Source organism: Rahnella sp. PCH160, from assembly GCF_047784855.1.
GTDB lineage: Bacteria > Pseudomonadota > Gammaproteobacteria > Enterobacterales > Enterobacteriaceae > Rahnella.
In genome coordinates this window covers 4345740-4372702 of record NZ_JBLOGT010000001.1, presented here as the reverse complement: position 1 = coordinate 4372702, position 26963 = coordinate 4345740, and the positions used below count along the sequence as shown (strand labels likewise).

The following is a 26963-nucleotide window of genomic DNA, read 5'->3' as shown; positions in this document are numbered from 1 at the left end:
TCTGTCGTGTTTGATTTTTTATATTTATGCCGCCCGTCTCTGCCGGAACGGGGCATGAGCGGGCGGTTTACTCGTCGTGTTTTATTTCAGCGGCGAAGGTTTTATGCCCGCCGGAATAGGGCAGTGATACGGACGACGTTCACGCAGGATGTCGCGCTCTTTCTGGCACGCGGCGAGTAAATCCGGCTGGGTGAACAGTTCGATGGCCGTGGAGGACATCACTTTTGCCGCCAGACACATGCCTTTGTGCGCGATGGACGTGCGGCCCTGCGACACAATCTGCCAGGTGTGCAGTGGCGAACCGACCGCAAAACACGGGCTGAAACACTGCGCCGTCGGCACCAGCCAGCTCACATCACCGACGTCGGTTGAGCCGTAGAGAATATTGTTGTTCGGTGCATAAGGTGCGACGGCGTTGGTGAGGGGTGACGTGCGCAGCGTTTCGGCGAACGCTACCCCTTCCGCGCCGCTGGTGCGGGAGATATTCAGCAGATTGTTATCGATATCCTGGTCCGTCAGCGTGGCGTGAATCGACGCCGCAAACGCCTGCTCTTCTGCCGTGTATTTCGGTGTGCCAAACGCCTGAACGTACTGATACATCGCGCTTTCCAGCGTGCGGTTTGGCACGTAATTGGAACAGGCTTTGTCAAAACGCATCGACATCGTGGTGCCGGTCATCAGCGCCGCGCCTTTGGCGATATCCACCACGCGGTCGAAAATCCCCTGCGCCTGATCCATCTGCGGCGCGCGCACCAGATACAGCACTTCCGCATCGGCCTGCACCACGTTCGGTGAGATCCCGCCCGCGTTGGTGATGGCGTAATGCAGTCGTGCTTCCTGAATAATGTGCTCGCGCAGGAAGTTGGAACCGGTGTTCATCAGCGTCACGGCGTCCAGCGCGCTGCGGCCCAGATGTGGCGCAGCGGCGGCGTGTGAGGACACGCCTTTGAAGCTGAATGACGCCTGAATATTGGCCAGCGTCTGGTTGCTGAACATGCCGCTGTAGGTTTCCGGATGCCACGTCAGCGCGGCATCGACATCATCAAACAGGCCTTCGCGGGCCATAAACGTTTTGCCGGAACCGCCTTCTTCGCCCGGACAGCCGTAAAACCGCACCGTGCCCTGAATGTTTTCACGTTCCATCCAGGCTTTTACCGCCAGCGCGCCACCGAGCGCCGCCGTCCCGAGCAAATTATGCCCGCAGCCGTGGCCGTTACCGTTTTCGATCAGCGGTTGTGCAACGTCACATCCGGCTTTCTGGCTCAGCCCGGCCAGTGCATCGAATTCGCCGAGCAGGGCGATCACGGGTTTGCTACTGCCGAAGCTGGCGATAAACGCCGTTTCCATGCCACCGACGCCGCGCTCAACCGCAAATCCGCTGGCTTCCAGCTTGTCTGCCAGCAATGCTGAAGAGAACGATTCGGCGAAACGGGTTTCCGGGTGATCCCAGATTTCATCGCTGATTTGCGCCAGCGCCGGTTGCTGGTTATCGATAAAATCACTGATGAAATTGACAATATTTTGCTGCGCTGCCATCAGTTTTCCCCTTTGAATTCAGCGATGTTCAGCGCCAGCGCAGCCAGCGTTTTAATGCCCTGCATCATCACTTTTTCATCGAAATCAAACAGCTCGTTGTGATGCCCTGCGCTGAGATCGGTGCCGAAAATCACGTAAGAGGCTTCGCCGCCGCGCGCTTTCACGCGTTCCATCATGTAGGTGGCGTCTTCAGAGCCCGCCGCGCCTTCCTGACGGTCAATAATCTCTTCAAATTCACCGAGTTTTTCCGCCTGCTGATGGATGTAATTCACCCATGCGGCAGTCGGTTTGCTGCTTTGCGCCGCGCCCATCAGTTTGATGTCGAATTTCACCTGATGCATTTCGGCCGCGCCGGAAATCACTTTCAGCGCCTGCTGATAAATGAATTCGTTCACCTCATTGGTGGAACCGCGCGTTTCGACTTTCATCATGGCGGAGGAGGCCACCACGTTACGGCCGGTGCCTGCCTGCAATACGCCGACGTTGACCCGTGAACTGCCGCCGCTGTGGCGGGGAATGGCGTGTAGCCCGAGCGTGGCCTGCGCTGCCGCCAGCAGGGCGTTGCGGCCTTCTTCCGGTTTGCCACCGGCATGTGACGCCACGCCGGTGAAGCGCACGTCGAGCTTGGTGGTTGCCATGAACGTATCGTTGCCGCAGACAATATGATTGGCCGGAACGCCGGTGCCGATATGGACGGCGGTGAAGTAATCGACGTCATCAACCACGCCCGCCGCGACCATGGATTTCGCACCGCGCGTGCCTTCTTCCGCAGGCTGGAAAATCAGTTTGATCGTGCCGCAAAGCTTATCGCGCGCCTGCATCAGCACTTCCGCCAGGCCTAAGCCAATCGTGGTGTGCCCGTCGTGGCCGCAGGCGTGCATCATGCCGTTATTGGCAGAAGCAAATCCTTCGCGGAACGGGCGGTGCGCCTCGTCGAGCACCTCGTTTAAATCCAGCGCGTCCATGTCCACGCGAAAACCCATCACCGGGCCGGGACGTCCGGTTTCCAGCGTCGCCACAATGCCGGTGAACCCGCCGGAGAAATGCGGCATCCAGCGGGCAATTGCGCCCTGTTCCAGTGCACGTTGCTCGTGTTCGGCCAGCACGGCGGCGGAGGGTAAACCCATGCGCGAATCCGCATCGATGACGTCTTTACCCAGTTTCAGCGCGTACCCGAGTTTTTCCAGCCGGTCGGCTACCAGCGTGGACGTGCGGAATTCCAGCCAGCCGGATTCGGCGTATTTATGCAGGTCACGACGTTGCGTTTGCAGGGCAGGGAACAGCTGTTCGACGTGTTCAGAAATCTCATTAACCATCACGGACTCTCTTTTTTTACAGACATGCAGGCTTTCTGCCAGAAGCAGAAAGGAGGAAATCTCGTTTGGGGGAGTGCGCGCCGGAGCACGAAAACAGGCACAACAAACCCAGACCGGCGGGCGCGAAGCGCAAACCAGTAACCCGTAATTTGTTGCCGTTGGGAGGAAAAATCCGCAGGGAAAGGCCCGGCAGAAGGGACTGCATCGCGGCATTTTTGCCGTCGTATTGGTCAGCGTTTTATGACAAACGTCTGCCTTATGTGTTTTTCAATGTACACAAAGCGATCAGGGCATATAAGATGCCAAAATCTTCTTAGTGATAATCAGGGGTTATCAAAGAATCTCATGCCATCACAAATTAAAATGCATCAGCTGCGGGCATTTGTGTCCGTGGCGCGGCAGGGTAGCATTCGTGCCGCCAGCCGTTTGCTTAATCTTTCCCAGCCCGCGCTGACCAAATCGATTAAAGAGCTGGAAGAAGGGCTGGGCGCGAGATTGTTTGTCCGCCGCCGTCAGGGCGTGACGCTAACCGATTGTGGTGACGCGTTTTTTAAACGCGCGAGCCTGATTCTGGAAGAGCTGCGGGTGGCGCAGGAAGACATCGCCCAGCGCCTCGGCGGCACCAGCGGCAGGGTGAATATCGGCGTCGGTGCCAGCATTGCGCGCACCATCATGCCGGAAGTGATCGACCGTTTTCACCGGGAATTCCCCAATGTGAAAGTCCGTATCGCCGAAGGACAACTGGTCTCGATGATCCCCGAACTGCGTCAGGGTGAGCTGGATTTCACCGTCAATACCTACTATCAGGGACCCTTTGATAACGAACTGTTATATGAAAAACTGATGGATAAAGAGTACCGCGTGGTCGCCCGACGCGGGCACCCGATGCAAAATGCGCGCGCGATGAAAGAATTGCTTCACTGTGACTGGACGATGCCGACGCCGCGCGGAAGTTATTACAAACTGCTCAGTGAAGTGTTCAGCGAAATGGACGCAGAGCCGAATATCAGCGTGATTTGCGAGACGTTTATGTCCTGCACCAGCCTGATTGCCAAAACGGATTTCCTCAGCGTGTTATCCGTGGATGTGATTAACGATCCGGTGATCGGCCAGAGCCTGGTGGCGCTCGATCTTGACCTGCCGCTGCCGGCCGCGACGTTCTATCTCATTCAGCGGCGTGATACCACGCTGACGCCGATGGCGGCACATCTGGCGCAACTGTTCCGGCTGTATTGTCGGTAATCAATTCAGCCGGTAAAAAATATCGCCGGTAACCCACAGTATTCGCGAAAAAAGCGCGTCTTTTGATGATTTATCGGGGATTTTTGGGAATATTGCCCGTTATCGGGCTGGCTTATCCGTTCTACACTGACCATCACAGGGAATAATAAGCTTCCTAATATTGCCGAGGTCATATGCGCCAGTCCGACATTGTTGCTGAAGTCAGTAACGACAAACAAACCCTGACCGCGCTGGTCGAACAGGACAACCGCGTGGTGTATTTCTACATTTTTGCCCGCGAAGATCTGCGTGACCGCTTTCCGAAAATGCGTGCCTGCTGGGTGCGTAATCTGATCCCTGCGCCGCTTGGCGACGATACCGATGCGATGGCACAGGGGATTTCTCCGCTGCTAGCCGCGCCTTATTGCCGCAATCTGGAAGGCGAAGCGCCGCTGGACCCGTCACAGATTCAGATCCTGTGGAACGAAAGCGATGATGGCGCGGCATTGTGGTATCAGGGGTTGCTGCTGGCGGTGATCCCCGGCTGGAGTTTGTATATCGATCACTCGGTCTGTTATTCCGCCGGGTGCATCGCGCAGAATCCGCTGATTTTCCCGCTCGGTTCGGCCTCGACCAATATGCAGTGCGAGCTGGCGGAAAAGACCCGTTTATTCTGGCGTGACTGGCAAAACGAATTTACTAATCCGTGGCCGAAAATCCAGCGCAAGTTGCTCGAATCCTACGAAGATCGTTTTGGCCCGTCGTTAAAATATTATCTGATTAATCAGGGCAACTGGCCGCCGATGGCGATTTCGCAGCATGAAGACGATGAGAATTATTACTTCTTCACCGTCGGTATGAGCATCCGCCCGATGCCGCAAATCGACATCATTTTCAACGATGAAGCCGAAAAGCACCGCCGCATTGAACTGGCCTTTTCCGTCGGGAAAGAATACGTCACCGAAGAAAACGCCGTGCAGATGGCAAGTGCGCTTTCCGGTTACGCGCAAATCCCGTGGACCACGCTCAGCTGGCTCGGTGAGGGCCACACGCTGATGTCCCCGATGGCACCGTCAGGGTACGAAGGTCACGTCATTTCCTCCGCGCTGTGCGGCCCGGCGGATAAAATGGACCTGCCGGAAATCTACGGCGACCCGGTGAATCAGTTCTGGGTCAGCCCGATATTTACCAGTGAACTCGAATATGCGAAGGGGAAACCGAATGGCGGAATTGAGCTGGTGGCAGCGATGATCGGGAATGGAATCGGGGTTGTGTTTGCGCCGAGAAGCGCGGTGATCTGAAGTCGAAGGCCACGTCTTTATGGCTTTAAATTCAAAACCTTGGGTTGCCACCCAAACTGGCCTTAAGTTCAAAACCTTGGGTTGCCACCCAAACTGGCTTTAAGAGGCGCCTATCGCCGCGCCTCTTAAAAATCTCCGGCTCTTTCACTGCGCGCTACCGCTCGCTGGCTGTGTTCCAGCAACTCCGGCGAGTGCCGCAAACGCCGCCGCTACGCGGTACTTTCGCTTCGGGTTCGAACCTGCTCGAAAAAAGACTCTCGCCGTTTCTCACCGCTCGCTCAACGTCGTTTTGAAAGCGGCCAGTGGCTATGTAATTCGGAAGATTAATGCTGGTGTTTTTGCTCCTTCCCCTTGGCAAGGGGAAGGCGGGGATGGGGTTCGAAATGGCAACTTTAAAGCTGAGTTGTTTGCAAAACCCCCTCCCAGCCTCCCCCTTCGCAGGGGGAGGAGCAAACCAGCCGCTCATGAAAAACCGAAATTTTCTCGGTCTATTCTTTAGACGTCTCCGGGCGTAACCCGGCGCAATGAGCAGCGATTAAACCGCTGCCTCCGGTTTAATTTCCGGCTGAAAATCCTCTGCATCTACATCATACCCCGAAGGTTCCCACCGTATCGCCGTCAGCACGATAAGCCCCGCCAGCGGCGCTAACGCGATCACCCAAAACACACCTGTGCCTAACGCGGCGGAAAGCACCGGGAACAGGAACAGGGAAACCGTTGAGCTGGAGCGCATCAGCGTCTGGTTGAAACCGACACCCATGCCGCGCAGCGACGTCGGGTAGCTCAGCGAGGCAAAGGTCATGGTGTGCGAACCCGGACCGAAGCCCTGTCCGAACAGGAATAACGCCAGCATCGCGATGGAAATCGCCGCTTCAGCACCGTCAGCCGGACGTCCAACCAGCGCCAGGCCGATCATCGCGACGAGCTGACAGGCGTAACCGGCATAAGTCATTTTCCATGCGCCAAATTTAGACACATAACGCACGGCTATCAGGCCGCCGACAAACGCGAAGCACAGGTTCAGGCCGAGTGAGAACAAAATAGTGCTGATCATCGACTGTTGCAGGAAGCTCGACAGGATCACCGGCAGGCCAAACGCCACGGCGTTGTAGGCAAATGACGATGCGACGGCGGTCACCGTGGCCAGCACGGTGCGGCGCAGATAAACGCCCTGCAACAGCGTGCCGTAGTTTCGCCACGCGGCTTTACGCACTTTCACCTGCGGCGTTTTGTCTGCGTCATCCGCAACCACCGCATTGATGTTGTAGGATTTGCGCAGGATAGCCGCCGCGCTTTGCAGGTCGCCCTGATTCGCCGCCCAGACCGGTGATTCATTCATATAACGGTGACGGATGGCGATAATCAGAATGGCCGGAACCGCGCCAAAACCGAGAATTAAACGCCACAGCCAGTCGGTGTGCGTGGCCGGCAATACCGCGTAAAGCAGCAGAACCAGCAGGTAGGAAACGCTGATGGCGGCGTACCACGTCGGGCACCACATCGCCACGCGCGAGGCTTTATTGCCGCGCCCCTGGAGTTTGGAGAACTCCGCGAGAAACGCCATCGCGACCGGTAAATCGATACCGACGCCGAGGCCCATCACGAAACGTGAGCCGCCGAGCACCCATTCGTTTGGCGCAAATGCACAGGCCAGTGCGGCAATCACGAAGAAGAACATGTCGGCCATAAAGACGCGGTAACGGCCAATTTTGTCGGTCAGATAGCCACCGAACAGGGCGCCAACAATCGCACCGAAGGTGATCGCGGAAGCCACAAAGCCCGCGCCGGAAGGCGTCAGACCGAACTGACGGGTGATATCTTTCATCCCGAAGGCCAGCGCGCCGAGGTCGTAAGCGTCGAGGAAAACGCCGCCCAGTGCGATGGCAATCACGATACGCGCGTCGCTGATTTTGGCCGCGCCCCGGTTTACTAACTGAGTAATATCGGCAGCGGAACGAATCACCACCGGTTTGTCGGACGCAGATTCTGCGCTGTAATCCCCTGAAGAGGCGGCGGGAGAGGCCGCAATTGAATCAGACATGGTTGTGTTTACGCTTTTTGACAAAAAAACCAGCATAGGGGCGAGGTGACGCCGCTCACAAGTCCTGATTCAGAGATACTTAAAAACAAATGGCTATAAGATAAAACAAAGCGATCTAAGTCCGGGGCGCTGCGTCAGGATTAGCGAATTTTCACAAAAGCTTCCTACATTTATTCAGTTCCCGATTGTACCGCTGCCTGTTTTTATAACTCACCCTCCAATCCCTTACCTGAAATTGGACTATCCTTGTTAGCACGCTGTTTTCACTGATGAAAGCCAATTTGAAAGACCGTCGCGCAGCGACAGACGCCTAAAAAATCAATAAGAGGACTTACCATGACTGGAATAACAGGGCGGGTGCGGGGACTGACCGCCGCAATGCTGGCGCTTTCTGCAATGAGTTTTACCGCACATGCCGCAGACGATTCCGTGCGCGTTGGCTCGAAAATCGATACCGAAGGTTCATTGCTGGGTAACATCATTATTCAGGTGCTGGAAGCCAACGGCATTCACACCACCAATAAATTACAGCTGGGTACGACCAAAGTGGTGCGCGGCGCGATCACTGCCGGGGAAATCGATATTTACCCGGAATACACCGGTAACGGCGCGTTCTTCTTCTCCGATGAAAAAGATCCGGCGTGGAAAAATGCGCAGGCCGGTTTCGATAAAGTGAAAAAGCTCGATTACGACCAGAACAAGATTGTGTGGCTCAGCCCGTCTCCGGCGAATAACACCTGGACTATCGCGGTGCGTCAGGATGTGGCGAGTGCGCATGACCTGAAATCGCTGGCCGATTTGGGCAAATTCATCAGCAGCGGCGGGGATTTCAAACTGGCGGCGTCGGCGGAGTTTATCGAGCGCCCGGATGCGTTACCGGCGTTTGAAAATGCCTACGGTTTCAAACTGAATCAGCAACAATTACTGTCGCTGGCAGGCGGCGATACGGCGGTCACCATTAAAGCGGCCGCGGAAAAAACCTCCGGTGTGAATGCGGCGATGGCGTATGGCACCGACGGCCCGGTGGCCGCGCTGGGATTGCAAACGCTGGAAGATCCAAAAGGCGTGCAGCCGATTTATGCGCCTGCGCCCATCATCCGCGAAGCTACGCTCAAAGCACATCCGAACATTCCTGATCTGCTGAAACCGGTCTTTGCTTCGCTTGATACCAAAACCCTGCAAACGCTGAACGCGAAAATTGCGGTGGAGGGTCAGGATGCGAAGAAAGTCGCGGCGAAGTATCTGAAGGATAAAGGTTTCGTCAAAAAATAATCGGGCAGTGACGCCCGGAGCACGGCCTGCGGGTCGTGCTCACTGAAATCAGGTAACGTTTTGGCTCATCATTCTCCCGTTAAAAACCGCGTACTGCTGACGCTGGTTTTCCTGTTATTGCTGGCCGGTTCCGGTCTGGCCTTTCTCAGCCATGCGCCTAACCGGCTGGTGTCGGGGCAGGGCATTTCGCTGGCCTCGCTGCTACACGGCTACACCTTTTTTGTGCTCCTGCCAGTGGTGTTGCTGGTAATCAGTGCCTTTCTCACACTGTATGGCCGGAGTTATTTGCTGGTGATGTTGCTGGCAGAAATTCTGCTGGCGGCGCTGGTCTGGCTGGCCGGACACACCGCGGTGCAACTGACCGGCGGCAACGAAGAGAGTATTGCGCGCACCTCGCTCGGCGGTGGTTTCTGGGCGGCAGCGGCGATGTGCTTACTGATTGCCTCCGACGCCATTTCCCGTTTCACCCGCAATCATACCCTGCGCCTTTTGCTCAATATCCAGATGCTGATCCCGGTGGTGTTGCTGCTGTTTTACGGCCAGCTTTCGGAGCTGTCGCTGCTGAAAGAGTACGACAACCGTTCGGACGTTTTTAACGACGCGCTGTGGCAGCATCTGGGGATTTTGTTCGGCACGCTGGTGCCTGCAGTGCTGATCGGCCTGCCGGTCGGTTTACTCTGTCACCGCAACGCGCGCTGGCGCGGGCCGGTGTTGTCGGTGCTTAACATTATTCAGACCGTACCGTCGATTGCGTTGTTTGGCTTGCTGCTCGCGCCGCTGGCCGGGCTGGCAAAAGCGCTGCCGTGGCTGGCGGATCATGGGATCAGCGGTATCGGGCTGGCGCCGGCAATTATCGCGCTGGTGCTCTATTCCCTGCTGCCGCTGGTGCGGGGTGTGATTGCGGGGCTCGATTCCGTGCCGGAGGCGGTGACTGAATCCGCGCGCGGCATGGGCATGAACCGGAGTCAGGTTTTTTTCCGCGTGCAGATGCCGATTGCGCTGCCGGTTATTCTCACCGGCATCCGCATTGTGGCGGTGCAAACCGTCGGTATGGCGATGGTCGCGGCGCTGATCGGCGCGGGCGGGCTGGGGGCGATTATGTTCCAGGGCCTGTTAAGCAGCGCGCTGGATCTGGTGCTGCTGGGGGTGATCCCGGCGGTTCTGATGGCCGTAGTGGTCGACAGCCTCTTTAAATTCGCAGTCTCAATATTGGAAACTTCACGCAGATGATTCATTTCAAGCAGGTAAGTAAACACTTTGCTGGCAAGGCAGTCGTGCGTGACCTGACGCTGGAAATGGCGAAAGGCGAATTCACCGTGCTGATCGGCACGTCCGGTTCGGGGAAATCCACTACGCTGAAGATGATCAACCGGCTGGAAGAGCACGATCGCGGCGAAATTCTCTTTGCCGGTGAACCGATTGAAAAATTTCGTGCGCAGGATTTACGCCGCCGGATGGGGTACGCCATTCAGTCGATTGGCCTGTTTCCGCACTGGACGGTGGAAGAGAACATCGCCACTGTGCCGCAGTTGCTGAAATGGCCGAAGGCCAAAATCCGCGACCGCGTGACCGAATTACTCGGGCTGCTGAACCTGGATCCGAAACAGTTCCGCACGCGGTATCCGCACCAGCTTTCCGGCGGGCAACAGCAGCGTGTCGGCGTGGCGCGTGCGCTGGCGTCAGACCCGGAAGTCCTGCTGATGGACGAACCGTTTGGCGCGCTCGATCCGGTGACGCGCGCGACGTTGCAGGAAGAAGTGGCGCGTATTCATAAGCTGTCGCACCGCACCATTGTACTGGTGACGCATGACATCGACGAAGCGCTGGCGCTGGCCGACCGCATCGTGCTGATGAATGACGGACAAGTGGTGCAGCAGGGCACGCCGCTGGAATTACTGACCAAACCGGCGACGCCGTTCGTGCGTGATTTCTTCGGCGGCAGCGATATGGGCATCCGTTTGCTGTCCTTGCAGGAAGTCGGTTCGCGCACGCGGCAGGGCGAATTTTACGCGGGCCGCGAAAAACCGCTGATTGCGTCGATGAGCCTGAGTCAGGCGCTGTCAAAATTTGTCGCGCAGCAGGTTCAGCAACTGCCGGTGGTGGATGAGCAGGGGCAGCCGGTGGGCGTGCTGCATTTTGCGGATCTGACGACGACAGGGAACGGCCTATGACACGCGGTTTACGGCGAATCTTCATGGACCCTTTCCCCTGGGTATTGGCGCTCCTGCTGGCGCTGATTTTCGGGATGACGTCACTGGGCAGCCTGTTCCACTGGATGTTCCCCGAACTCAGCAGGCCGGTGTATCAGCAGGAGAGTTTCGCCTCGCTGGTGGACGCGCACCTGTTGCTGGTCGGTGTTTCCAGCCTGATAGCGGTGGTGATTGGCGTAGCGGCGGGCGTGGGCGTGACGCGTCCGGCGGGGAAAGAATTCCGATCGCTGGTCGAAACGCTGGTGGCGATGGGGCAGACGTTTCCGCCGGTCGCCGTGCTGGCGGTGGCCGTACCGGTGATGGGGTTCAGCGAAAAACCGGCGATTATTGCGCTGGTGCTTTACGGTTTGCTGCCCATTTTGCAGGGAACGATTGCCGGTATTGAATCTGTGCCTGCGTCGGCACGCGAAATTGCGCAGGGCGTCGGGATGAGCCGCTGGCAGATGCTGAGAAAGGTCGAAATTCCGCTGGCTGCACCGGTGATTATTGCCGGGATCCGCACGTCGGTGATCATTAACATCGGGACGGCGGCGATTGCATCAACGGTCGGGACATCCAGCCTCGGGTCGCCGATTATTATCGGTCTGAGCGGCTTTAATACGGCGTATGTTTTGCAGGGCGCGGTAATTGTCGCACTGCTGGCGATTTGCGTGGATATGCTGTTTGAACGCTGGAGCCGCTGGCTGCAACGGTGGCAGCAGCGGTCTGGCGGTGAATCAGTGCGCTGACGTCGAAGACGGCGCCGGAACTCCTGAAGGGGCGTCGTTATCGCTCACCGGTTTGGCGTCGTCCTGAATCACCACCGCATAACCCGCGACCATCACGCCGCCAATTGCGCCAATCGCCATCAGGCCGAACAGTGCGATAAATAATTTTTTGCCAAGCGAATTCATGTGCAGTACCTCGGAAATTTGAACGACGAATTATAAATTGTTTACCTCCTCCTGCAACACACTATTCATGCGCTAATTACGTTATCCGCTAACGCCTCTTATTTTTTGTCATATGCAGAAACTTTTTAGCAACATTTTGACGCGATCGCACAGATTCCCTTGCCGGAAATCAGGCGGATAGCGTTAACTGTTTGCCTTCGTTATCACGCTAATAAGTTATTACTATGACTGGTTCTGCTACCCGTTCCCTGCTGCCGTTAATCGCAGCACTGTTTGCGCTGTATTTTATCTGGGGTTCTACCTATTTCGTGATCCGCGTGGGCGTGGAAAGCTGGCCGCCGCTGATGATGGCCGGGCTGCGCTTCTTTGTAGCCGGATGCATTATGTTCACGTTTTTGCTGCTGCGCGGGCATAAAGTGCCGACGCTCAGACAGTGGATGGCTGCCGGTGCGGTGGGCATTTTACTGCTCTCGGTCGGTAACGGTCTGGTCACGGTCGCCGAACATATGCAGGTGCCGTCGGGCATTGCCGCCGTGATGGTCGCCACCGTTCCGCTGTTTACGCTGTGTTTCAGCCGTTTGTGGGGAATGCCCAACAGCCGCCTGGAATGGACCGGTGTGGCGATCGGTCTGTTCGGGATTGTGCTGCTTAATACCGGCAGCAATCTGGAAGGCAATCCGTGGGGCGCTGCGCTGATTTTACTGGCCTCATTAAGCTGGGCGTTTGGTTCGGTATGGAGTTCCCGCCTGACGTTGCCCGCAGGCCTGATGGCAGGTGCGGCGGAAATGATTATTGCGGGCGTGGTATTGCTGGTGGTCAGCCGGATAAGCGGTGAACATCTTGCTGCGGTACCCAAGCTGAGCGGTTTTCTGGCGCTGGGTTATCTGGTGGTTTTCGGTTCGATGATTGCCGTCAGCGCCTACATGTTCCTGCTGAAAACCGTGCGTCCCGCCGTCGCCACCAGCTATGCCTATGTCAACCCGATCGTTGCCGTTTTACTGGGCATCGGCTTTGCCGGCGAATCCCTTTCGCCGGTCGAATGGGTGGCCTTAGGCATCATTCTTTGCGCCGTTCTGCTGGTGACGCTGGGTAAATTGGTCTTCGGCCGCCGCAAAACGGTGATCAAGGAAGTGAAGGTTTAACCCCTTACTTCTTCTCAAAGAACAGCGTCACGCGCGCTACTTCGACGCCGAATTTTCTCAGCGACGTAATGTTAAACAGATGCTGTTCGTCCTGCTGGTAAATCCAGTCGTCGAAGGTCAGGCGGTACGTGCTGCCGCCTGATTTCACGTCCATGACATATTTCCAGTTGAACGCATTCCCCGCCGATTGCCCGGTTGCGGTGCCGATAATATCGCCCGCCGTGCCGGTATAGCGGCCGTCCGCGAGTTTACGGATGCGCCAGACGCGGGTCTGTTTCTCGCCGTCGTCATACACAAAATCTTCATGCAGCGTTAGCGTGTCTGCCACCACATCACCATGAATTTTGGCGGTAAAACGCCGGGTTTGTTTATGGCTGTAATCCTGCACCATGCCGTAAGCCACGGTATCACCGGCAAAATACGCGAAGATATCCAGCTTTGGCTGCGTTTGTGCATAATCTTTGATGCTGGCGCTGCAACTGGTCAGCAGCAGCGCACAGGCCGCCAGCAGGGGTAAAAGCATTTTGCGCAGGACAGTCATAAAACCTCCGGTCGGATAAACGTTAATCGGACGCCGTTGCGCCGATGAGCTTGCTGCGTAAATCAGGATATTGTGTGGCAGGCGAAAGCCATATCGCCAAAAATGCATCGCGGAACGCCGGAGTGAAGGGTTCGCCGATGGCCTGGAACAGCACGCTGTTGGGCGCGCGGCTGTAAAATTGCCCGCCGTTTTCATTGGCCAGAAAAACGATTCCGCTGCCGTTACTGACGTCCGGCCAGGTTTTTTCAACGCTGTTCAGCCAGTCATTTTTCCGCGCCTGTTCCAGCAACCCGAGCGCCTGCCACTGTTCTTCTGTGGCTTTGGTCAGTTCCTCACGGTCGATGCTGCGCAAATAGTTGATCACTAAAGCCTGCGGCCATTTCTGCGCCTGATAGTGCCCCTCCGGTGTCAGCAACTGCGAGTCATAAACGTCAAACGGCCCCCAGCTCAGCGTGGCGTGCCCGACCTGTCGCCAGTTATCCCACGGCGTGGCGGCGAAGGCCGGGAATGAAAACAGCAGCGCGACTGTAAGCATCAATAAACGTTTCATCGGGTTCTCCGCAGCCTGGCATTGGTGAGCAATACCGGCAGGCTGATCAGCGGCAGGAAAATGGCCCATCCGGCGGCAAGCGCCAGCCAGACGTAAACCGGTGGGGCAATAAGCTGCATCGCGCCGAACTGCATACCGAGGTAATACGCCAGCGGACCGCTGACCGCACCGAGCGGGATCAGCCAGTACCACGTCAGACGTATTTCGCCCAGCAGCCACAGCCACCAGGCGCTGAACCCCAGCCAGAGTGCCATCATCCACGGCGGCACGGCCTGTGAGCCCGTAAATTCAAACAGGCCGGCAATACACCACAACGAATCGAGCATGATGCCCAGCGTACAGGCGACCGCCACCCATAAACGGCGAGACGAAGGCGTGAACGCCAGCATCAGAAAACTGCTCAGCACCAGCAGAACGATAAACCGTTCGCGCCCCCAGACGGCCAGCGTCCACCAGACATCAAAGCCCAGCGTCATCAGCCAGAAGCGCAACGGTTTCATCCACGTCGCTCGGCGATAAGCTGCACGGTGCTGATGGTACGGGCACGGAATCCGGCCTCGCAATAGCACAGATAAAACAGCCACAGGCGGCGGAAATGTTCGTCCTGAACCCCATCCGGCTGGGTATTCCAGTAACGCTGAACCCGTTCGCGCCATTCGTGCAACGTGCGGGCGTAATCAAAGCCGATGTCGAACAGGTCGCGGACCACCAGCCCGGTACAGCGGGTCATGGTTTGATTCATGGCGGTAATGGACGGGAGAAATCCACCGGGGAACACGTAGCGCTGGATAAAATCGACGTTGCGGCTGTAGCTGGCATAACGCTGATCGGCAATGGTGATCGCCTGAATCGCCAGCCGTCCCTGCGGTTTTAACAGGGCATTGCAGCGTTTGAAGAAAGTCGAAAGATAGCGCTTGCCGACGGCTTCAATCATTTCGATGGAAACCAGTTTGTCGAACTGGCCGCGCAGGGAACGATAATCCTCAAACAAGACGGTGACGCGGTCGCTGAGCCCGGCTTTTTCAATGCGGTCACGGGCGTACTGAAACTGCTCGCGGGAAATGGTCGTGGTGGTGACTTTGCAGCCGTATTCCCGGGCCGCAAATTCCGCCATCGCGCCCCAGCCGGTGCCGATTTCCAGCAGATGATCGCCCGCATGCAGTTCGAGCTGGTCACACAAACGGCGCATTTTGGCTTCCTGCGCCTGTTCCAGCGTCATCTGCGTTTCCTGGTACCAGGCGGAGGAATAGAGCATCTTCTCATCCAGAAAACCCTGATAAAAATCGTTGCCGAGATCGTAATGCGCCGAGATGTTTTTGCGTGCCTGCGCCAGGCTGTTGCGACGGAAAAAGTGAATCATCTTGTTAAGCGGCGTGCTCAGCCAGCTCAGACGCGCTTCGATTTTATCCACCAGCTTCATGTTTTCTGCCAGCAGTTGCAAAACCGTGGTCAGATTGGGCGTCGTCCAGTCGCCATCAATAAAGCTTTCGCCTGCCGCAATACTTCCGCCGAGCAAAACCCGGCGGTAAGCGCGCAAATCATGGACTTCAATTTCACCCTGCAAAGGCGCGGTCGGGTCGCCAAAAAATACCGCGTCTTCGCCCGGTTCACGCAGCGTTAACCCTGCGCCATTCAGATTTTTTAATACGCCGAGAATCAGTGCGCGTGCAGCCTTGCTGCGCCGGTTCATCGCCCCCTCACGGACGAGTTGCACTTCGGGTTGGCTCATGGTCAGTCCTTATCAACAGGAGGATGAGAATAAATGGGGGCCCGTTTTAGCCACAGTTTTACCGCCTGCCAGTAAATGGTCAGGGCAGTTTTTGCAGTCATGACAGGCAGCCGCCACAACTGCTGGCGCAACGCATCGCGGGTGAGCGGGCGGGCGGTCAGCGACAGGGCAGCATCGAATTCCCGTTCTTTGCGGTGATTTTCGATAGTGATGTGTAATTCTTTTCCCGGGGGTGTCAGACGCCAGTGATAGACCATGTCCATCGGATTGAACGGCGACACATGGAAGGCTTTCGGAACCGGTTGCGAGCCGTCGGGCAGCACGGCGTAGGTGTGGCGTTCGTTCCAGGGCGTGTTTCGCACCTCGGCCAGCATCCAGCGCAAAATTCCGGTCTTATCATAAAGGTAGTAGAAATTGACCGGATTGAAATAACAGCCGAAGTAACACAGCTGGCAGAGCAACATAACCCGCCCGTCGGGACGATCGCCGGTCAGTTCAGCAATTCTGTCCTGCGCTTTGGTTTTGATATCGCCGCCGCCCAGATAGTCCTTGCGGCGAAAGCTGGCGGGAGAAAAGCGCTCAAGCTTAATCCCGACTTCCGGCAGTTGCTCCAGCTCATCGAGATCAATCAGCGGCATGAAAATGTCGTAATCGAAACGGTGATCAACCGGTGTAAACCGGCGATGGCGCACCGTGCCGACGTACAACGTGCTGTTCATGACGCCTCCCGTTCAGCCTGCCCGTGGGTACTTTCGCGGTAAAGTAGCAGGTTCAGTTGTTCGACCACGTCGCGGGCGCTGTTGACGCCATCTTCATGAAAGCCGTTGTACCAGTAAGCGCCGCAGAACCAGGTGCGGTTATGGCCGTTGATCTGGTATCGCTGCTGCTGCGCATGATGGCTGGCGACGTTCAGCACGGGATGCAGGTAAGTGGCGCTGAACAACACCTTGCTGGCGTCAACCGGCGTCAGCGGATTGAGCGAAACGCAGAAGGTTTTCGGCGCATCCAGCCCCTGCAAGATATTCATGTTGTAGGTCACGCTGGCGCGGCGGGTGTTTGATGGATTGCCGTCACGCATGTCCGCGCGCGACGCGGTAACCAGCGTATTGGGCAACTGATAATTCCAGCTCGCCCAGGCGCGTTTTTCGCGCGGCAGCAGGCGGGTATCGGTATGCAGGATCACGTCGTTGGCCTGATAAGGCAGTTCGCTGAGAATGGCGCGTTCATCCCTGGTGGCTTGATCACCCAAAATCGCCAGTGCCTGATCGGAATGGCAGGCGAAAATGACCTGATCGAATTGCGCTTCGCCCTGCGCAGAATGCACAACCACGCCGCACGAGGAGCGGATCACTTTACTGACCGGTGCACTGGTCAGCAGTTTCACGCGGGCGGGTAGCTGCGATTGCATACGATGGATATATTCCCGCGAGCCGCCGGGCACCACCATCCATTGCGGGCGGTTTGTGACATCCAGCAACCCGTGGTTATCGAAGAACCGCAGGAACATCGACAACGGAAAATTCGCCATATCGCCCAGCGAAGACGACCAGATCGCCGCGCCCATCGGCAACACATAATGCAGCGCAAAAAACGGCGAAAAGCCGTTCTGGTCGAGCAAATCGGCCAGCGTGTCCTCGTCATTGTGCGGGTTCAGCAGGCGCGCCTTGCAGAGTTTGTTAAAACGCAGAATTTCTATAATAAAGCGCCAGAATTTCGGCCTGAACAGATTGCGCCGCTGGGCGAACAAACTGTTGAGCGAATGTCCGTTGTATTCCAGTTTAGTCACCGGATTGCGCACGGAGAAACTCATTTCCGTCGGCTGGCCTTCAATGCCCAGTTCTTTGAGCAGCGCGATAAAATGCGGATAGGTGCGTGAGTTATACACAATAAAACCGGTATCGATGGCATAGGCTTTACCGTCCGACATCACATCCTGCGTGGCCGTATGTCCACCAAGGGTTGCCGACGATTCGAAGACCGTAATCTCGCAATCGGGCTGGCTTTTCGCCAGCATCCACGCACAGCTCAGACCTGAGATGCCGCTTCCTACGATCGCCACTTTTGTTGTCATCTTTTACCTTCTTTACGCACAGGCACCATTTTTCGACATAACCACTTTTGCAGGCTGACCGGCAGCAACGACGCCACCTTAAGGAAACCGGCGAAAAGGGGCGGGAAAGCAATTTCGCTGGCGCCGCGCGCCAGCTTTTTACGGATATGCTGTGAAGCCTGCGTGACGGTAATCATCATCGGCATCGGGAAATTGTTTTGCGCGGTTAGCGGTGTTTCCACAAATCCCGGCTGGATGAGCGAAATATGAATCTGACGCGAAGCCAGATCGACGCTCAGTGAACGTGCGAAAAAGGCCAGCGCGGCTTTCGATGCGCCATACGCTTCGCTGCGCGAGAAGGGCAAAAGCCACGCGGTGGAACCCACCAGCGCAACCCGGCTGCCGGGCGCTAAACCAGGAAGCAGGGAGTCGAGACAATTCACCGGGCCGATGAAATTGGTGTTCATGACGCGCATGACTTTTTCGGCTTCCACCACACCGTTATCGATGTACTCGCAGGTTCCGGCGCACAGAATCACTAAATCGGCCTGTACGCCCTGCAATGCCTGACGCGTGGCCTGTAAATCGGTGATATCAAAAGGTAACGGAACGATCAGCGGGCTGGCCGCCGCCGTGCTGATAAGTTTTGCCTCATCGCGCCCGCACGCCGTGACTTCCCAGCCTTCTGCGGCGTAATCCTGCGCCAGTTGCTTTCCGATGCCCGAGCTGGCACCGGTGATCAGTACGTGGCGCATTATTTCAACCTCGCTTTCACAGCGCGGACTGCGCCGCCGAGCAGCGGCAAATGTTCGTACAACATCGCGCCGAGGTCGTAATAATCGCGCTGATAAATAATGCGGTTGTCGCTCAGGCGGACATGGCTCGCACCGTGCAAAAACATGGCCTGTCCTTTTTTCAGTGACGGGTGCGAAAATTCCATCTGCCAGAACAGCGACGCTTCGTCGCCCTGCAGCAGGGGAGACTGAATTTCAAAACGGCAATAATTCACTTTCCTGAGCAACTGCGAAAAATAGCGTTCGAGCGCGTCCACGCCGTCGTAATGAGAAACCGGATCGATAAACACCACGTGCGGATGATAGATGCGCGAAAGCTGGGGCAACTGGCTCATTTCCAGATGACGATAAAATTCGCAAAGCCGCGACAGAACATCGGGCGCTATTGCGGGCTCAGGAAAATGTTTAATCATGATTTTTTCCTTCTTTGTGCAAAGGCTCCCTCTCAGGCGTTGCGAGGAGGTCAGCATGTCGTAAGGCCCCGGCGGCATTAGCGTGTTGGGATTCATTTTCTCCGGCGCTGAGAATAATCGCCGCGCTGCCCAAAAGCGTAATCGACAGGCCCTGTTCCACCCAGCCCAGAAGTCGCTGGCGCTGGATTTGCGTCAGTTTGCCTTCGGACCATAACAATATTTTCGAGCCGCTCAGATTTTCCAGGTGCGGCTCATCGAGCGAAACCGGCAATACGTCCACCTGCATGCCTTCTTCGCAACGCAAAATGGCTTCGAGCCACAGCTCAGTGCTGTCAACTTGCCCCCAGCCGGTGAGCGTTGCCGGCGTTCCGGGCCGTTTGCGTGCAGCATTCATACACATCACGGCGTGTTCAATAATCAGCCCGTCCAGCTGGCTGCGTAGCATCAGCAGCCGTGAATCCCCGCTCAGCCGTTCACGCAAAGGGCGCAGCACGTTATTCACAAACGAGGCGGCCGGATATTCCCGGCCCAGTTCGATAACCAACTGACGCACTTTGCTGCTGCGGCCATCCTGTAGCGCGGTCAGAAGACGGTGTTCCGCCTGCGACCAGCCGCCCGGTAACGCCTCAACTTTGCCTTCCAGCAGAGATTTCACCTGACCGACGGGAATGCCGCGATTGATCCAGCCCAAAATGGTGCGGATGGTATCGAGATCATCATCATTAAAAAGGCGGTGACCGCCTTCGGTGCGCTGCGGTTTAAGCAAGCCATAGCGGCGCTGCCATGCACGCAGCGTGACCGGGTTGATACCACAAATACGCGCGACTTCGCCGATGCTGTAAAGAGACATAGTTAAATCCAAAATATTCACACCACTTATAGGATAACTCTAGCGTCAGATCTGAAAGTTGTACAACTTTATTATTTCTGTACAACTTGGCTCATACTTTCTTCTTACACTCTTTTAACTTGCGAATTTCTCAAATGAGAGATATTTTCCCTTTATTGAGATTTTCGAGGGGCGAAAAATGGACGAAGGACAGGACAGTCACGATCTGCGTCTGGCCGAACGGCTGGCGGAATTACGCATCAGCCAGGGCTGGTCGCTGGAACAACTGGCGCAGCGCACGGGCGTCAGCCGGGCGACGCTGTCGCGTGTCGAGCGGGCAGAAACCAGCCCAACGGCGTCACTGCTGGGCAAGCTGAGTGCGGCCTACGGGCTGACAACATCCCGTCTGCTGATGGCGCTGGAAGACAACCCGCCGGAGCTTATCCGCGCCGCGCAGCAGCCCGTCTGGCACGATCATGAAACCGGTTTTGAGCGCCGTTCCGTTTCACCGCCCGCACCGGGTTTTCGCGCCGAACTGATTTCCGGCACGTTAAAAGCCGGTGCCACAATTGCGTATGACTCCCCGCCGGTGGACGGCCTCGAGCAACATATCTGGATGCTGGAAGGCATTCTGGAGTTCACGCTCGATTCCCGCATTTACCGGCTTGAGGCCGGAGATTGCCTGCGTTTTCATCTTCACGGCACCTCGTCATTCCACGTTCCCGGCCCGGCGGATGCCCGCTATGCCATTGTGATTTCACGTCCTTAAATCTGACAGAGTAAGGTTCATTTTTATGCAAAACGGCAACGATGTACCTGGAAGTGATGTAGTGATAAGTGAAGTGCAGGGCGGTGTATTGCCGGAGGCGGATCTGGATGCGCTGGCAGAAACCCTGATGCAGTCGGTGGCGCTGGGCGCAAGCATCGGGTTCATTCTGCCGTTCGGATTCGTGCAGGCGCAGGCGTTCTGGCAAAAGCTTTTACCGGCTTTTGAGCGGGGCGAAAAACGTCTTCTGGTCGCCCGCGAAGCCGGAAAAATCATCGGCACCGTTCAGCTGGTGGTCGGTCAGCCTGGTAACGGCATCCACCGCGGCGACGTGGTAAAACTGATGGTACATCCCGAAGGACGCCGTAAGGGCGTGGCGAAAAAGCTGATGGATGCGGTGGAAGCGCTGGCGCGCCAGGAAGGCAAAACGCTGCTGGTGCTCGATACGGTGACCGGCAGCCCGGCGCAGACGTTATATGAGAATCAGGGTTTTACGCTGAGCGGGGTCATTCCGCAGTATGCGATGTCGACGGGAGGCGTGCTGGAGTCGACGAGTGTGATGTTTAAGGTGCTGAAGTGAAAGGATTATTTACTCCTCCCCTTCGCAGGGGAGGGAGCTCAAAAGCTACCGCTTCTGTATGTACGTCAACGCCAGCGCCACCGCCAGCACCAATCCTTTAATAATATCCATCGCATAATACGGCACTGATAACATCACCAGCCCGTTCGACAGAACGCCCAGAATGACGGCGCCGAGCAGCGTGCCTAACGCATTCGGTTTGCCGGAACCGGCGAGGGAAAAACCGATATACGCGGCGGCGACGGCGTCCATCAGGTAACCGCCACCGGCGTTTACCTGTGATGACCCGATACGCGACGCCAGCAAAATGCCGCCTGCGCCAGCCAGAACCGAAGAGATTACATACGCAATCACGCGGTAACGCGCGGTGCGGATCCCCGCAAGGCGCGCGGCCAGCGGGTTGCCGCCGATGGCGTACATGCGGCGGCCATGCTTGGTCAGGGACATAAACAGTTGCACCGCGACTGTCACCACCGCCATCACGATCACAATCACCGGCACCTGGCCCAGCAGGCTGAACACCGCCGGGACAGTGCCTTCTGCCATATCGCCGCTCGGCAGCACCATGTTTTCTGTGATCGAACCGCCGTAGCTGTAGGTCATCGCTGCGCCCTGAATGACGAACAGGCTGGCGAGGGTGGCGAGCATGTCAGGGATTTTCAGGATAACAATCAGGAAGGCATTAAACAGACCGACCAGCGTACACAGCGCGAGCGTGATCAGAATGGCTTCGGTGGTGCCAAAGCCGTGCCAGACGAACATCGAAATCACCAGCGCATTGGCGAGTGACGCCGTTGAGCCAACCGACAAATCAAAGCCGCCGACCGAAAGCGAGATCGATACGCCGATGGCAATCACCGTCACGATGGCGATGGAACGCAGAATATTGATGATGTTCGACGGTTCAAGGAAGTTATCCGAGGCCACGCCAAACGCGGCGATCAGCAGCACAACCGTCAGCAACATGCCCCATTTATACAAAAACTCGAACAGCTGGTGACGCCAGGGCTGACCCGCTGCCAATGTACTTTCTTTACTCACCACGGCTTTGCTCACGCGGGGGTTCCTCCGGTTGAATAGACTAATAAGGTTTCTTCGTCGACGTCTGCGGCGTCCAGTTCGGCCACGATGCGGCCATCCCATAACACCAGAATGCGGTCGCATAAACCGACCAGTTCGGCGAACTCACCGGAAGCATAAATAATGCCTTTTCCCTGTTGCGCCAGGCCGTCAATCAGCCTGAACACGTCCGTTTTGGCCTTGATGTCTACGCCTTTGGTCGGTTCGTCAAAAATCAACACCTGACTCTCACTGCGCAGCCATTTTCCGATAGCCACTTTTTGCTGGTTACCCCCGGAAAGCCTCGCCAGCTTCTGCATCGGCCCGGAAGCGCGAATGCCTAAGCGGCTGATAATGTCTTTCGCCCACGACAGCGACTGGCGTTTACTGAAAATACTCCAGCGCGAAAACGAGTCATCGGCGGTGACGCTGAGGTTCATCGGGATATTTTCATCAATGAAAATCCCTTCCTTGCGCCGTTCTTCCGGCACTAACGCCAGACCTTGTTCCACGGAAAGATGCGGTTCTTTCGGTTTCCACGGTTTGCCGTTCAGCTCGCCGCTTTCGACCTGACTGGGCGTCGCGCCAAACAGTGCTTTGCACAGCTCGGTTTTCCCTGCGCCCGCCAGCCCGGCAATACCGAGAATTTCACCCCGGTGCAGACGCAGCGAGATATCGCGCAGTTTGTCTTTGTCGTGCATGCCGTGAATGTGCAGCAGCGTTTCTCCGCTGTGCGGCGGACGGCGTGGCGGATAAATATCATCGAGCTGATGGCCGATCATTTTCTCGATGATCTGCTCGTTGCTCAGGCCGTCCATGCTGTCATCACTGACCAGACGTCCGTCGCGCAGCACCGTCATGCGGTCGCAGATTTCGCGTAGTTCATGAATACGGTGGGAGATAAAGACCACCGCCATGCCCGCATTTTTCAGCTTGCGCACCAGCGCAAACAGGCGGGCGCTTTCTGCCTGATCCAGCGGCGCGGTCGGTTCATCGAGGATCAGGAAACGGCATTTATGCGATAACGCGCGCGCCAGCAAAATCAGCTGTTTCTCGGCCAGCGTGCAGTTTTCGATACGGGCTTTCAGGCTGATGTTCAGGCCAAGCTGTTCTACCAGCAACTGCGCCTGACGGTATAAACGCGGCCAGTTGTGCAGGTGACCGGGCTCGGAAAGCCGGTCCAGCATGATGTTTTCAGCAACGTTGAGCGTAGGCACCAGCGCGACATCGACTTCCTGCTGGACCAGATGAATGCCATGAGCACGCGCGTGGTGCGGGAGTTTGATGTTCACCGGTTCGCCGTCAATGGTGATCTGCCCGGTGTAATGATCGTGCGTGCCGGAAAGGGCAGCCATCAGCGTTGATTTTCCTGCACCGTTTGCACCGACCAGCGCATGGACGGATCCGCCTTCCAGCGTGAAATCGACCTGGCGAAGTGCGGGAAAACCGGCAAATGAAATCGAGATGTTACGCATCTCAAGACGGGAAGCGGTCACTGGACGTTGGCCTTCTAAACGGGGGACGTGGAGCTTCAGACGTTTAGCCGTCTAAAATGTGATGTAGCAGAGTTTTAACATATTGTGTGATTTAATCAACCAATTAAAAGATCTAAGAGATGCAGAAATCGGCATAAGCGCAGGAAGACATTTATTGACGGTGGCTTAACAAAAACATATCACCGTGCAGGCAACTTCACTATTATCTGGATGCCTTACAAAGGCTTATAGATGACAGGGTTATCAGGTTTCAATAATAAAGGGATATTATTTATGGACTTAAATCTCAAGGATCGGCGACCGATTGCCACCCGGGATAAACGTTGGGCCAAAAACAGCGCGGTCTGGTTAAAGAATAAAGGGTTACGCCCAACCAGATTTCGGTGGCCAGCATGGGTTTTGCGCTGGTGTCCGGGCTGTGTTTTCTGCTGGCATTTTATTGCGATACGGCTTTCTGGCGCGGATTTCTTCTGCTGCTGGCGGCGCTGATGATTCAGGGGCGGCTTATCTGCAACCTGCTCGACGGCATGGTGGCGGTGGAAGGCGGCATGGCCAGCCCGGCGGGGCCGGTTTATAACGAATTACCGGATCGCGTTTCCGACACGCTGATTCTGGCGGGTGTCGGCTACGGACTTATCGCGATGCCGGAGGCCGTCACGCTGGGCTGGATTGCGGCGCTGCTGGCACTGATGACGGCGTATTTGCGGTTACTGGGTGGCACCTGCGGGCTGAAACAGCAATTTCTCGGGCCGATGGCAAAGCAGCACCGCATGGCGATTCTGTTTGCGGGCGCGGTGATTGCGATTTTCCTGCCGTCGCAGTGGGGGCAACTTCTGCTGCTGATTTGTCTGGTGATCATTGCACTCGGCGCGCTGCTTACCTGCTGGCGTCGCGGTGCGCGTATTTTGCGTGAACTGCATGAAAAGGCCGGAACTGAGGGAGATAACGATGGAACCTCGCACTAAATTACCGCTGGATGGCCGGCTGGTGGCCGGTTTTCTGGTGCGACTTTGCCGCCTGCTGACCGGCGTCCGCGCCCGCTGGCTGGCACCGTTACCGGATAAACAGGCACGCATTTACTACGCCAATCACTCCAGCCATCTCGACGGCATGGTGATCTGGGCCAGCCTGCCCGGTCATCTGCGCCCGCAGGTTCGTCCGGTAGCGGCGGCAGATTACTGGCTCTCCTCGAAATTGCGCCGCTACATCGCGCGCCGGGTGTTTAACGCGGTGCTGATCAAACGGCGTCCTGCTGAAAAGCAGTCGGAACAGCCGAACAATGCGCTTGAACTGATGAACGACCCGCTGAGAAAAGGCCAGTCGCTGATTATTTTCCCGGAAGGCACCCGTGGCAACGGCGAGGAAATCTCGGCGTTTAAAAGCGGGATCTGGCATCTGGCGAAAATGAACCCGGATGTCGAACTGGTGCCGGTGTATCTCGAAAACCTCAACCGCGTGCTGCCGAAAGGTTCCCGGCTGGTGGTGCCGATCCTGTGTTCGGCGACGTTTGGCGAACCGGTTGAAAGTATCCGGGAAGGGGAAGAGAAAGCGGAATTTCTGCTTCGTGCGCGGGCTGCTCTGGAGACACTGGCACCATGAATTTTCAGGATAAATCGTTAGTTTATTTACTGTGCGGATTGTTTGGTCTGCTGCTGATTGCCAGCATTCTGGGCTATCTGATTGCGCTGGTGAAAGGTAATACGCCGGTCGTCGCCAACCTCAATGCCCGCATCCGCGCCTGGTGGATGATGTGCATTTTGTCGGTGATGGCGATGTGGTTCGGCCCGATCGGCTCGACGCTGCTGTTTGCCGTGATGTCGTTCCTGGCCTTGCGCGAATGCATCACGCTGACGCCCACCCGGCGCGGCGACCACGAAGCGCTGTTCTGGTGTTTCTTCATCATGCTGCCGTTGCAATATTTGCTGGTCGGCGAACGCTGGTACGGCACGTTTGCGATCTTCATCCCGGTCTACGCGTTTCTGTTTATCCCCACCCGTATGGCGCTTGCCGGAGACACGGTCAACTTCCTCGAACGCAGCGCGAAGATTCAGTGGAGCATGATGCTGGCGGTTTACTGCATCAGCCACGCGCCCGCCTTGCTGATGCTGAACATTCCCGGTTACGAAAACCAGAACATCAAACTGCTGCTGTTCCTGATGATTGTGGTGCAGATTTCTGACGTGTTGCAGTACGTGTTCGGCAAGCTGTTCGGCAAACGCCCGATTGCGCCGCGTCTCAGCCCGAACAAAACCCTCGAAGGCTTTGTCGGCGGGATCCTCAGTGCCACGCTGGTCGGGACATTGCTGTGGTGGATCACCCCGTTCGCTCCGTGGCAGGCCGCGCTGATTTCGCTGGTCATCACTCTGCTCGGCTTCGCCGGGGGTTTGTGTATGTCGGCGATTAAGCGTGACCGCGGGGTGAAGGATTTCGGCGCGATGATCGAAGGTCACGGTGGGATGATGGATCGCATTGATTCGTTGTGTTTTGCAGCGCCGGTGTTTTTTCACCTGATCAGGTTTTACTTTACGTAGTTTAATGCCAAGGTTGTGGGCGAGTCGGCCCACAGCGACTTTCGGTTTTTTATGTGCGGTGATCGCTTAACGAAGGTCAAAATCTTGGGTTGCCACCCAAACCGGCCTCAAGGGTGGTCTATCGCCACCACCCTTGAGAATCCCGGGCTCTTAAACTGCGCGCTGCCGCTCGCTGGCTATGTTTCAGGTGCCACCGCTATTGCCGCGAAAACTTGCCGCTGCGCGGTACCTTCACTCGGTGTTACTCGGCCTGCGGCCTCGCCCTTCGGGTCGTCACTTCGTGACGCTGTCTCGCTTCGCTCGGCTCGAGCCACAGGTCTCGAAACTTTTCGCACGGCAAGCTTCTGAAAGCGGCCACGACTATGTAATTCAGCAAGCTTCCGCGAACGACTGGTTTGCTCCTCCCCCTGCGAAGGGGGAGGTTGGGAGGGGGTTTTGCAAACAACTCAGCTTTAAAGTTGCCATTTCGAACCCCATCCCGTCCTTCCCCTTGCCAAGGGGAAGGAGCAAATCAAAACCAGCCAGCATCAATCTTTCGATTTACATACCCCCTGGCCGCATTCAAAACGACGTTGAGTGAGAGGTGAGAAACGGCGAGAGTCTTTTCCGAGCAGGTTCGAACCCGAAGCGAAAGTACCGCGCAGCGGCGGCGTTTGCGGCACTTACCGGAGTTGCTGAAACATAGCCAGCGAG

Annotated in this window: 26 protein-coding genes, 1 other RNA gene and 1 pseudogene; 12 read left to right on the top strand and 16 right to left on the bottom strand. The window is 56.6% G+C overall.

Annotated elements, in window-relative coordinates; all coding sequences use genetic code 11:
• Positions 1-81 precede the first annotated feature (81 nt).
• A complete protein-coding gene (locus ACM5QY_RS20365; RefSeq protein WP_416122430.1) occupies positions 82-1536 on the bottom strand; it encodes a M20 family metallopeptidase in 1455 nt (484 codons plus the stop codon).
• Positions 1536-2852: a M20 family metallo-hydrolase gene (locus ACM5QY_RS20360; protein WP_101077292.1), complete on the bottom strand. Its 1317-nt coding sequence runs from the start codon at positions 2850-2852 to the stop codon at positions 1536-1538. Before ACM5QY_RS20360 ends, ACM5QY_RS20365 begins: the two co-directional genes overlap by 1 nt.
• Before the next feature lie 345 nt (positions 2853-3197).
• Here ACM5QY_RS20360 and ACM5QY_RS20355 point away from each other — a divergent pair, with 345 nt between their 5' ends.
• Positions 3198-4094, top strand: a complete 897-nt coding sequence (locus ACM5QY_RS20355; RefSeq protein WP_416122429.1) for a LysR family transcriptional regulator — start codon at positions 3198-3200, stop codon at positions 4092-4094.
• 173 nt (positions 4095-4267) lie between these two features.
• Positions 4268-5374, top strand: coding sequence for a suppressor of fused domain protein (locus ACM5QY_RS20350; RefSeq protein WP_416122428.1), 1107 nt, complete (start codon positions 4268-4270; stop codon positions 5372-5374).
• A gap of 535 nt (positions 5375-5909) precedes the next feature.
• Here the strand turns inward: ACM5QY_RS20350 and ACM5QY_RS20345 are convergent.
• A complete protein-coding gene (locus tag ACM5QY_RS20345) occupies positions 5910-7415 on the bottom strand; it encodes an MFS transporter (RefSeq protein WP_416122427.1) in 1506 nt (501 codons plus the stop codon).
• Between the two features lie 336 nt (positions 7416-7751).
• Between ACM5QY_RS20345 and osmF the strand changes: the two genes are divergently transcribed.
• From osmF to ACM5QY_RS20325, 4 genes are read left to right on the top strand one after another with little or no spacing between them, the layout of a single operon-like run.
• On the top strand, positions 7752-8687 hold the full coding sequence (osmF, locus tag ACM5QY_RS20340; protein ID WP_416122426.1) for a glycine betaine ABC transporter substrate-binding protein OsmF: 936 nt from the start codon (positions 7752-7754) through the stop codon (positions 8685-8687).
• A gap of 60 nt (positions 8688-8747) precedes the next feature.
• The gene (locus tag ACM5QY_RS20335; protein WP_416122425.1) at positions 8748-9917 is read left to right on the top strand and encodes an ABC transporter permease; all 1170 of its coding nucleotides are present in this window, start codon (positions 8748-8750) and stop codon (positions 9915-9917) included.
• Positions 9914-10858: an ABC transporter ATP-binding protein gene (locus ACM5QY_RS20330; protein ID WP_416122424.1), complete on the top strand. Its 945-nt coding sequence runs from the start codon at positions 9914-9916 to the stop codon at positions 10856-10858. The genes ACM5QY_RS20335 and ACM5QY_RS20330 overlap by 4 nt, the downstream gene beginning before the upstream one ends.
• Complete coding sequence (locus tag ACM5QY_RS20325; protein WP_416122423.1) at positions 10855-11625, top strand: ABC transporter permease; 771 nt, start codon at positions 10855-10857, stop codon at positions 11623-11625. The genes ACM5QY_RS20330 and ACM5QY_RS20325 overlap by 4 nt, the downstream gene beginning before the upstream one ends.
• A 63-nt stretch (positions 11626-11688) precedes the next feature.
• On the opposite strand, the pseudogene ACM5QY_RS20320 reads toward ACM5QY_RS20325, so the two are convergent.
• Positions 11689-11790: pseudogene (locus tag ACM5QY_RS20320) on the bottom strand (hypothetical protein); the annotation flags it as partial.
• Between the two features lie 224 nt (positions 11791-12014).
• Between ACM5QY_RS20320 and yedA the strand changes: the two are divergent.
• Positions 12015-12932: a drug/metabolite exporter YedA gene (gene yedA, locus ACM5QY_RS20315; protein ID WP_416122422.1), complete on the top strand. Its 918-nt coding sequence runs from the start codon at positions 12015-12017 to the stop codon at positions 12930-12932.
• Between the two features lie 4 nt (positions 12933-12936).
• On the opposite strand, the gene ACM5QY_RS20310 is transcribed toward yedA, so the two are convergent.
• The 9 genes from ACM5QY_RS20310 to ACM5QY_RS20270 are packed head-to-tail and all read right to left on the bottom strand — an operon-like array spanning position 12937 to position 19859.
• Positions 12937-13473, bottom strand: coding sequence for a DUF3833 domain-containing protein (locus ACM5QY_RS20310; RefSeq protein ID WP_416122421.1), 537 nt, complete (start codon positions 13471-13473; stop codon positions 12937-12939).
• A gap of 22 nt (positions 13474-13495) precedes the next feature.
• Positions 13496-14023 (bottom strand): hypothetical protein, encoded by a 528-nt coding sequence (locus ACM5QY_RS20305; RefSeq protein ID WP_416122420.1) that lies wholly within the window; start codon positions 14021-14023, stop codon positions 13496-13498.
• Positions 14020-14523, bottom strand: coding sequence for a DUF2878 domain-containing protein (locus tag ACM5QY_RS20300; protein WP_416122419.1), 504 nt, complete (start codon positions 14521-14523; stop codon positions 14020-14022). The genes ACM5QY_RS20305 and ACM5QY_RS20300 overlap by 4 nt, the downstream gene beginning before the upstream one ends.
• Entirely contained in the window at positions 14520-15752 is a 1233-nt protein-coding gene (locus tag ACM5QY_RS20295) for a class I SAM-dependent methyltransferase (protein WP_416122418.1), read from the bottom strand. The genes ACM5QY_RS20300 and ACM5QY_RS20295 overlap by 4 nt, the downstream gene beginning before the upstream one ends.
• 2 nt (positions 15753-15754) lie before the next feature.
• Positions 15755-16471, bottom strand: coding sequence for a DUF1365 domain-containing protein (locus ACM5QY_RS20290; RefSeq protein WP_104922772.1), 717 nt, complete (start codon positions 16469-16471; stop codon positions 15755-15757).
• Positions 16468-17823, bottom strand: a complete 1356-nt coding sequence (locus ACM5QY_RS20285) for an NAD(P)/FAD-dependent oxidoreductase (protein ID WP_416122417.1) — start codon at positions 17821-17823, stop codon at positions 16468-16470. The genes ACM5QY_RS20290 and ACM5QY_RS20285 overlap by 4 nt, the downstream gene beginning before the upstream one ends.
• The gene (locus tag ACM5QY_RS20280; RefSeq protein WP_416122416.1) at positions 17820-18557 is read right to left on the bottom strand and encodes an SDR family NAD(P)-dependent oxidoreductase; all 738 of its coding nucleotides are present in this window, start codon (positions 18555-18557) and stop codon (positions 17820-17822) included. The genes ACM5QY_RS20285 and ACM5QY_RS20280 overlap by 4 nt, the downstream gene beginning before the upstream one ends.
• Positions 18557-19009: a nuclear transport factor 2 family protein gene (locus tag ACM5QY_RS20275; protein ID WP_416122415.1), complete on the bottom strand. Its 453-nt coding sequence runs from the start codon at positions 19007-19009 to the stop codon at positions 18557-18559. Before ACM5QY_RS20275 ends, ACM5QY_RS20280 begins: the two co-directional genes overlap by 1 nt.
• Positions 19002-19859, bottom strand: a complete 858-nt coding sequence (locus tag ACM5QY_RS20270) for a MerR family transcriptional regulator (RefSeq protein ID WP_416122414.1) — start codon at positions 19857-19859, stop codon at positions 19002-19004. The genes ACM5QY_RS20275 and ACM5QY_RS20270 overlap by 8 nt, the downstream gene beginning before the upstream one ends.
• Before the next feature lie 178 nt (positions 19860-20037).
• Here ACM5QY_RS20270 and ACM5QY_RS20265 point away from each other — a divergent pair, with 178 nt between their 5' ends.
• Together ACM5QY_RS20265 and ACM5QY_RS20260 are read left to right on the top strand one after the other, a co-directional pair.
• Positions 20038-20607, top strand: a complete 570-nt coding sequence (locus tag ACM5QY_RS20265) for a helix-turn-helix domain-containing protein (RefSeq protein ID WP_416122413.1) — start codon at positions 20038-20040, stop codon at positions 20605-20607.
• Between the two features lie 25 nt (positions 20608-20632).
• Positions 20633-21184 (top strand): GNAT family N-acetyltransferase, encoded by a 552-nt coding sequence (locus ACM5QY_RS20260; RefSeq protein ID WP_416122412.1) that lies wholly within the window; start codon positions 20633-20635, stop codon positions 21182-21184.
• A 45-nt stretch (positions 21185-21229) separates the two neighbouring features.
• Here the strand turns inward: ACM5QY_RS20260 and ACM5QY_RS20255 are convergent, their stop codons facing one another.
• Positions 21230-22225, bottom strand: a complete 996-nt coding sequence (locus ACM5QY_RS20255) for an ABC transporter permease (protein ID WP_416122942.1) — start codon at positions 22223-22225, stop codon at positions 21230-21232.
• An 11-nt stretch (positions 22226-22236) separates the two neighbouring features.
• Positions 22237-23718 carry a sugar ABC transporter ATP-binding protein gene (locus ACM5QY_RS20250; RefSeq protein WP_104922765.1) on the bottom strand — a complete coding sequence of 494 codons (1482 nt, stop codon included), beginning with the start codon at positions 23716-23718 and terminating at the stop codon, positions 22237-22239.
• Between the two features lie 413 nt (positions 23719-24131).
• On the opposite strand from ACM5QY_RS20250, the gene ACM5QY_RS20245 reads away from it, so the two are divergent.
• Genes ACM5QY_RS20245 through ACM5QY_RS20235 form a run of 3 tightly spaced genes read left to right on the top strand, consistent with a single transcriptional unit; the run spans position 24132 to position 26270 of the window.
• Positions 24132-24704, top strand: a complete 573-nt coding sequence (locus tag ACM5QY_RS20245) for a CDP-alcohol phosphatidyltransferase family protein (RefSeq protein ID WP_416122411.1) — start codon at positions 24132-24134, stop codon at positions 24702-24704.
• Positions 24688-25338, top strand: a complete 651-nt coding sequence (locus tag ACM5QY_RS20240) for a lysophospholipid acyltransferase family protein (protein ID WP_195814082.1) — start codon at positions 24688-24690, stop codon at positions 25336-25338. The genes ACM5QY_RS20245 and ACM5QY_RS20240 overlap by 17 nt, the downstream gene beginning before the upstream one ends.
• The gene (locus ACM5QY_RS20235; RefSeq protein ID WP_195814081.1) at positions 25335-26270 is read left to right on the top strand and encodes a phosphatidate cytidylyltransferase; all 936 of its coding nucleotides are present in this window, start codon (positions 25335-25337) and stop codon (positions 26268-26270) included. The genes ACM5QY_RS20240 and ACM5QY_RS20235 overlap by 4 nt, the downstream gene beginning before the upstream one ends.
• A 242-nt stretch (positions 26271-26512) precedes the next feature.
• On the opposite strand, the gene ACM5QY_RS20230 is transcribed toward ACM5QY_RS20235, so the two are convergent.
• A non-coding RNA gene (locus tag ACM5QY_RS20230) (RtT sRNA) lies at positions 26513-26601 on the bottom strand.
• Positions 26602-26963: the final 362 nt, after the last annotated feature.

Coding starts and splice junctions, on each gene's coding strand:
- ACM5QY_RS20365 (WP_416122430.1), bottom strand. CDS start 1,536: ATGGCAGCGCAGCAAAATATTGTCAATTTCATCAGTGATTTTATCGAT.
- ACM5QY_RS20360 (WP_101077292.1), bottom strand. CDS start 2,852: ATGGTTAATGAGATTTCTGAACACGTCGAACAGCTGTTCCCTGCCCTG.
- ACM5QY_RS20355 (WP_416122429.1), top strand. CDS start 3,198: ATGCCATCACAAATTAAAATGCATCAGCTGCGGGCATTTGTGTCCGTG.
- ACM5QY_RS20350 (WP_416122428.1), top strand. CDS start 4,268: ATGCGCCAGTCCGACATTGTTGCTGAAGTCAGTAACGACAAACAAACC.
- ACM5QY_RS20345 (WP_416122427.1), bottom strand. CDS start 7,415: ATGTCTGATTCAATTGCGGCCTCTCCCGCCGCCTCTTCAGGGGATTAC.
- osmF (WP_416122426.1), top strand. CDS start 7,752: ATGACTGGAATAACAGGGCGGGTGCGGGGACTGACCGCCGCAATGCTG.
- ACM5QY_RS20330 (WP_416122424.1), top strand. CDS start 9,914: ATGATTCATTTCAAGCAGGTAAGTAAACACTTTGCTGGCAAGGCAGTC.
- ACM5QY_RS20325 (WP_416122423.1), top strand. CDS start 10,855: ATGACACGCGGTTTACGGCGAATCTTCATGGACCCTTTCCCCTGGGTA.
- yedA (WP_416122422.1), top strand. CDS start 12,015: ATGACTGGTTCTGCTACCCGTTCCCTGCTGCCGTTAATCGCAGCACTG.
- ACM5QY_RS20310 (WP_416122421.1), bottom strand. CDS start 13,473: ATGACTGTCCTGCGCAAAATGCTTTTACCCCTGCTGGCGGCCTGTGCG.
- ACM5QY_RS20305 (WP_416122420.1), bottom strand. CDS start 14,023: ATGAAACGTTTATTGATGCTTACAGTCGCGCTGCTGTTTTCATTCCCG.
- ACM5QY_RS20300 (WP_416122419.1), bottom strand. CDS start 14,523: ATGAAACCGTTGCGCTTCTGGCTGATGACGCTGGGCTTTGATGTCTGG.
- ACM5QY_RS20295 (WP_416122418.1), bottom strand. CDS start 15,752: ATGAGCCAACCCGAAGTGCAACTCGTCCGTGAGGGGGCGATGAACCGG.
- ACM5QY_RS20290 (WP_104922772.1), bottom strand. CDS start 16,471: ATGAACAGCACGTTGTACGTCGGCACGGTGCGCCATCGCCGGTTTACA.
- ACM5QY_RS20285 (WP_416122417.1), bottom strand. CDS start 17,823: ATGACAACAAAAGTGGCGATCGTAGGAAGCGGCATCTCAGGTCTGAGC.
- ACM5QY_RS20280 (WP_416122416.1), bottom strand. CDS start 18,557: ATGCGCCACGTACTGATCACCGGTGCCAGCTCGGGCATCGGAAAGCAA.
- ACM5QY_RS20275 (WP_416122415.1), bottom strand. CDS start 19,009: ATGATTAAACATTTTCCTGAGCCCGCAATAGCGCCCGATGTTCTGTCG.
- ACM5QY_RS20270 (WP_416122414.1), bottom strand. CDS start 19,859: ATGTCTCTTTACAGCATCGGCGAAGTCGCGCGTATTTGTGGTATCAAC.
- ACM5QY_RS20265 (WP_416122413.1), top strand. CDS start 20,038: ATGGACGAAGGACAGGACAGTCACGATCTGCGTCTGGCCGAACGGCTG.
- ACM5QY_RS20260 (WP_416122412.1), top strand. CDS start 20,633: ATGCAAAACGGCAACGATGTACCTGGAAGTGATGTAGTGATAAGTGAA.
- ACM5QY_RS20250 (WP_104922765.1), bottom strand. CDS start 23,718: ATGCGTAACATCTCGATTTCATTTGCCGGTTTTCCCGCACTTCGCCAG.
- ACM5QY_RS20245 (WP_416122411.1), top strand. CDS start 24,132: ATGGGTTTTGCGCTGGTGTCCGGGCTGTGTTTTCTGCTGGCATTTTAT.
- ACM5QY_RS20240 (WP_195814082.1), top strand. CDS start 24,688: ATGGAACCTCGCACTAAATTACCGCTGGATGGCCGGCTGGTGGCCGGT.
- ACM5QY_RS20235 (WP_195814081.1), top strand. CDS start 25,335: ATGAATTTTCAGGATAAATCGTTAGTTTATTTACTGTGCGGATTGTTT.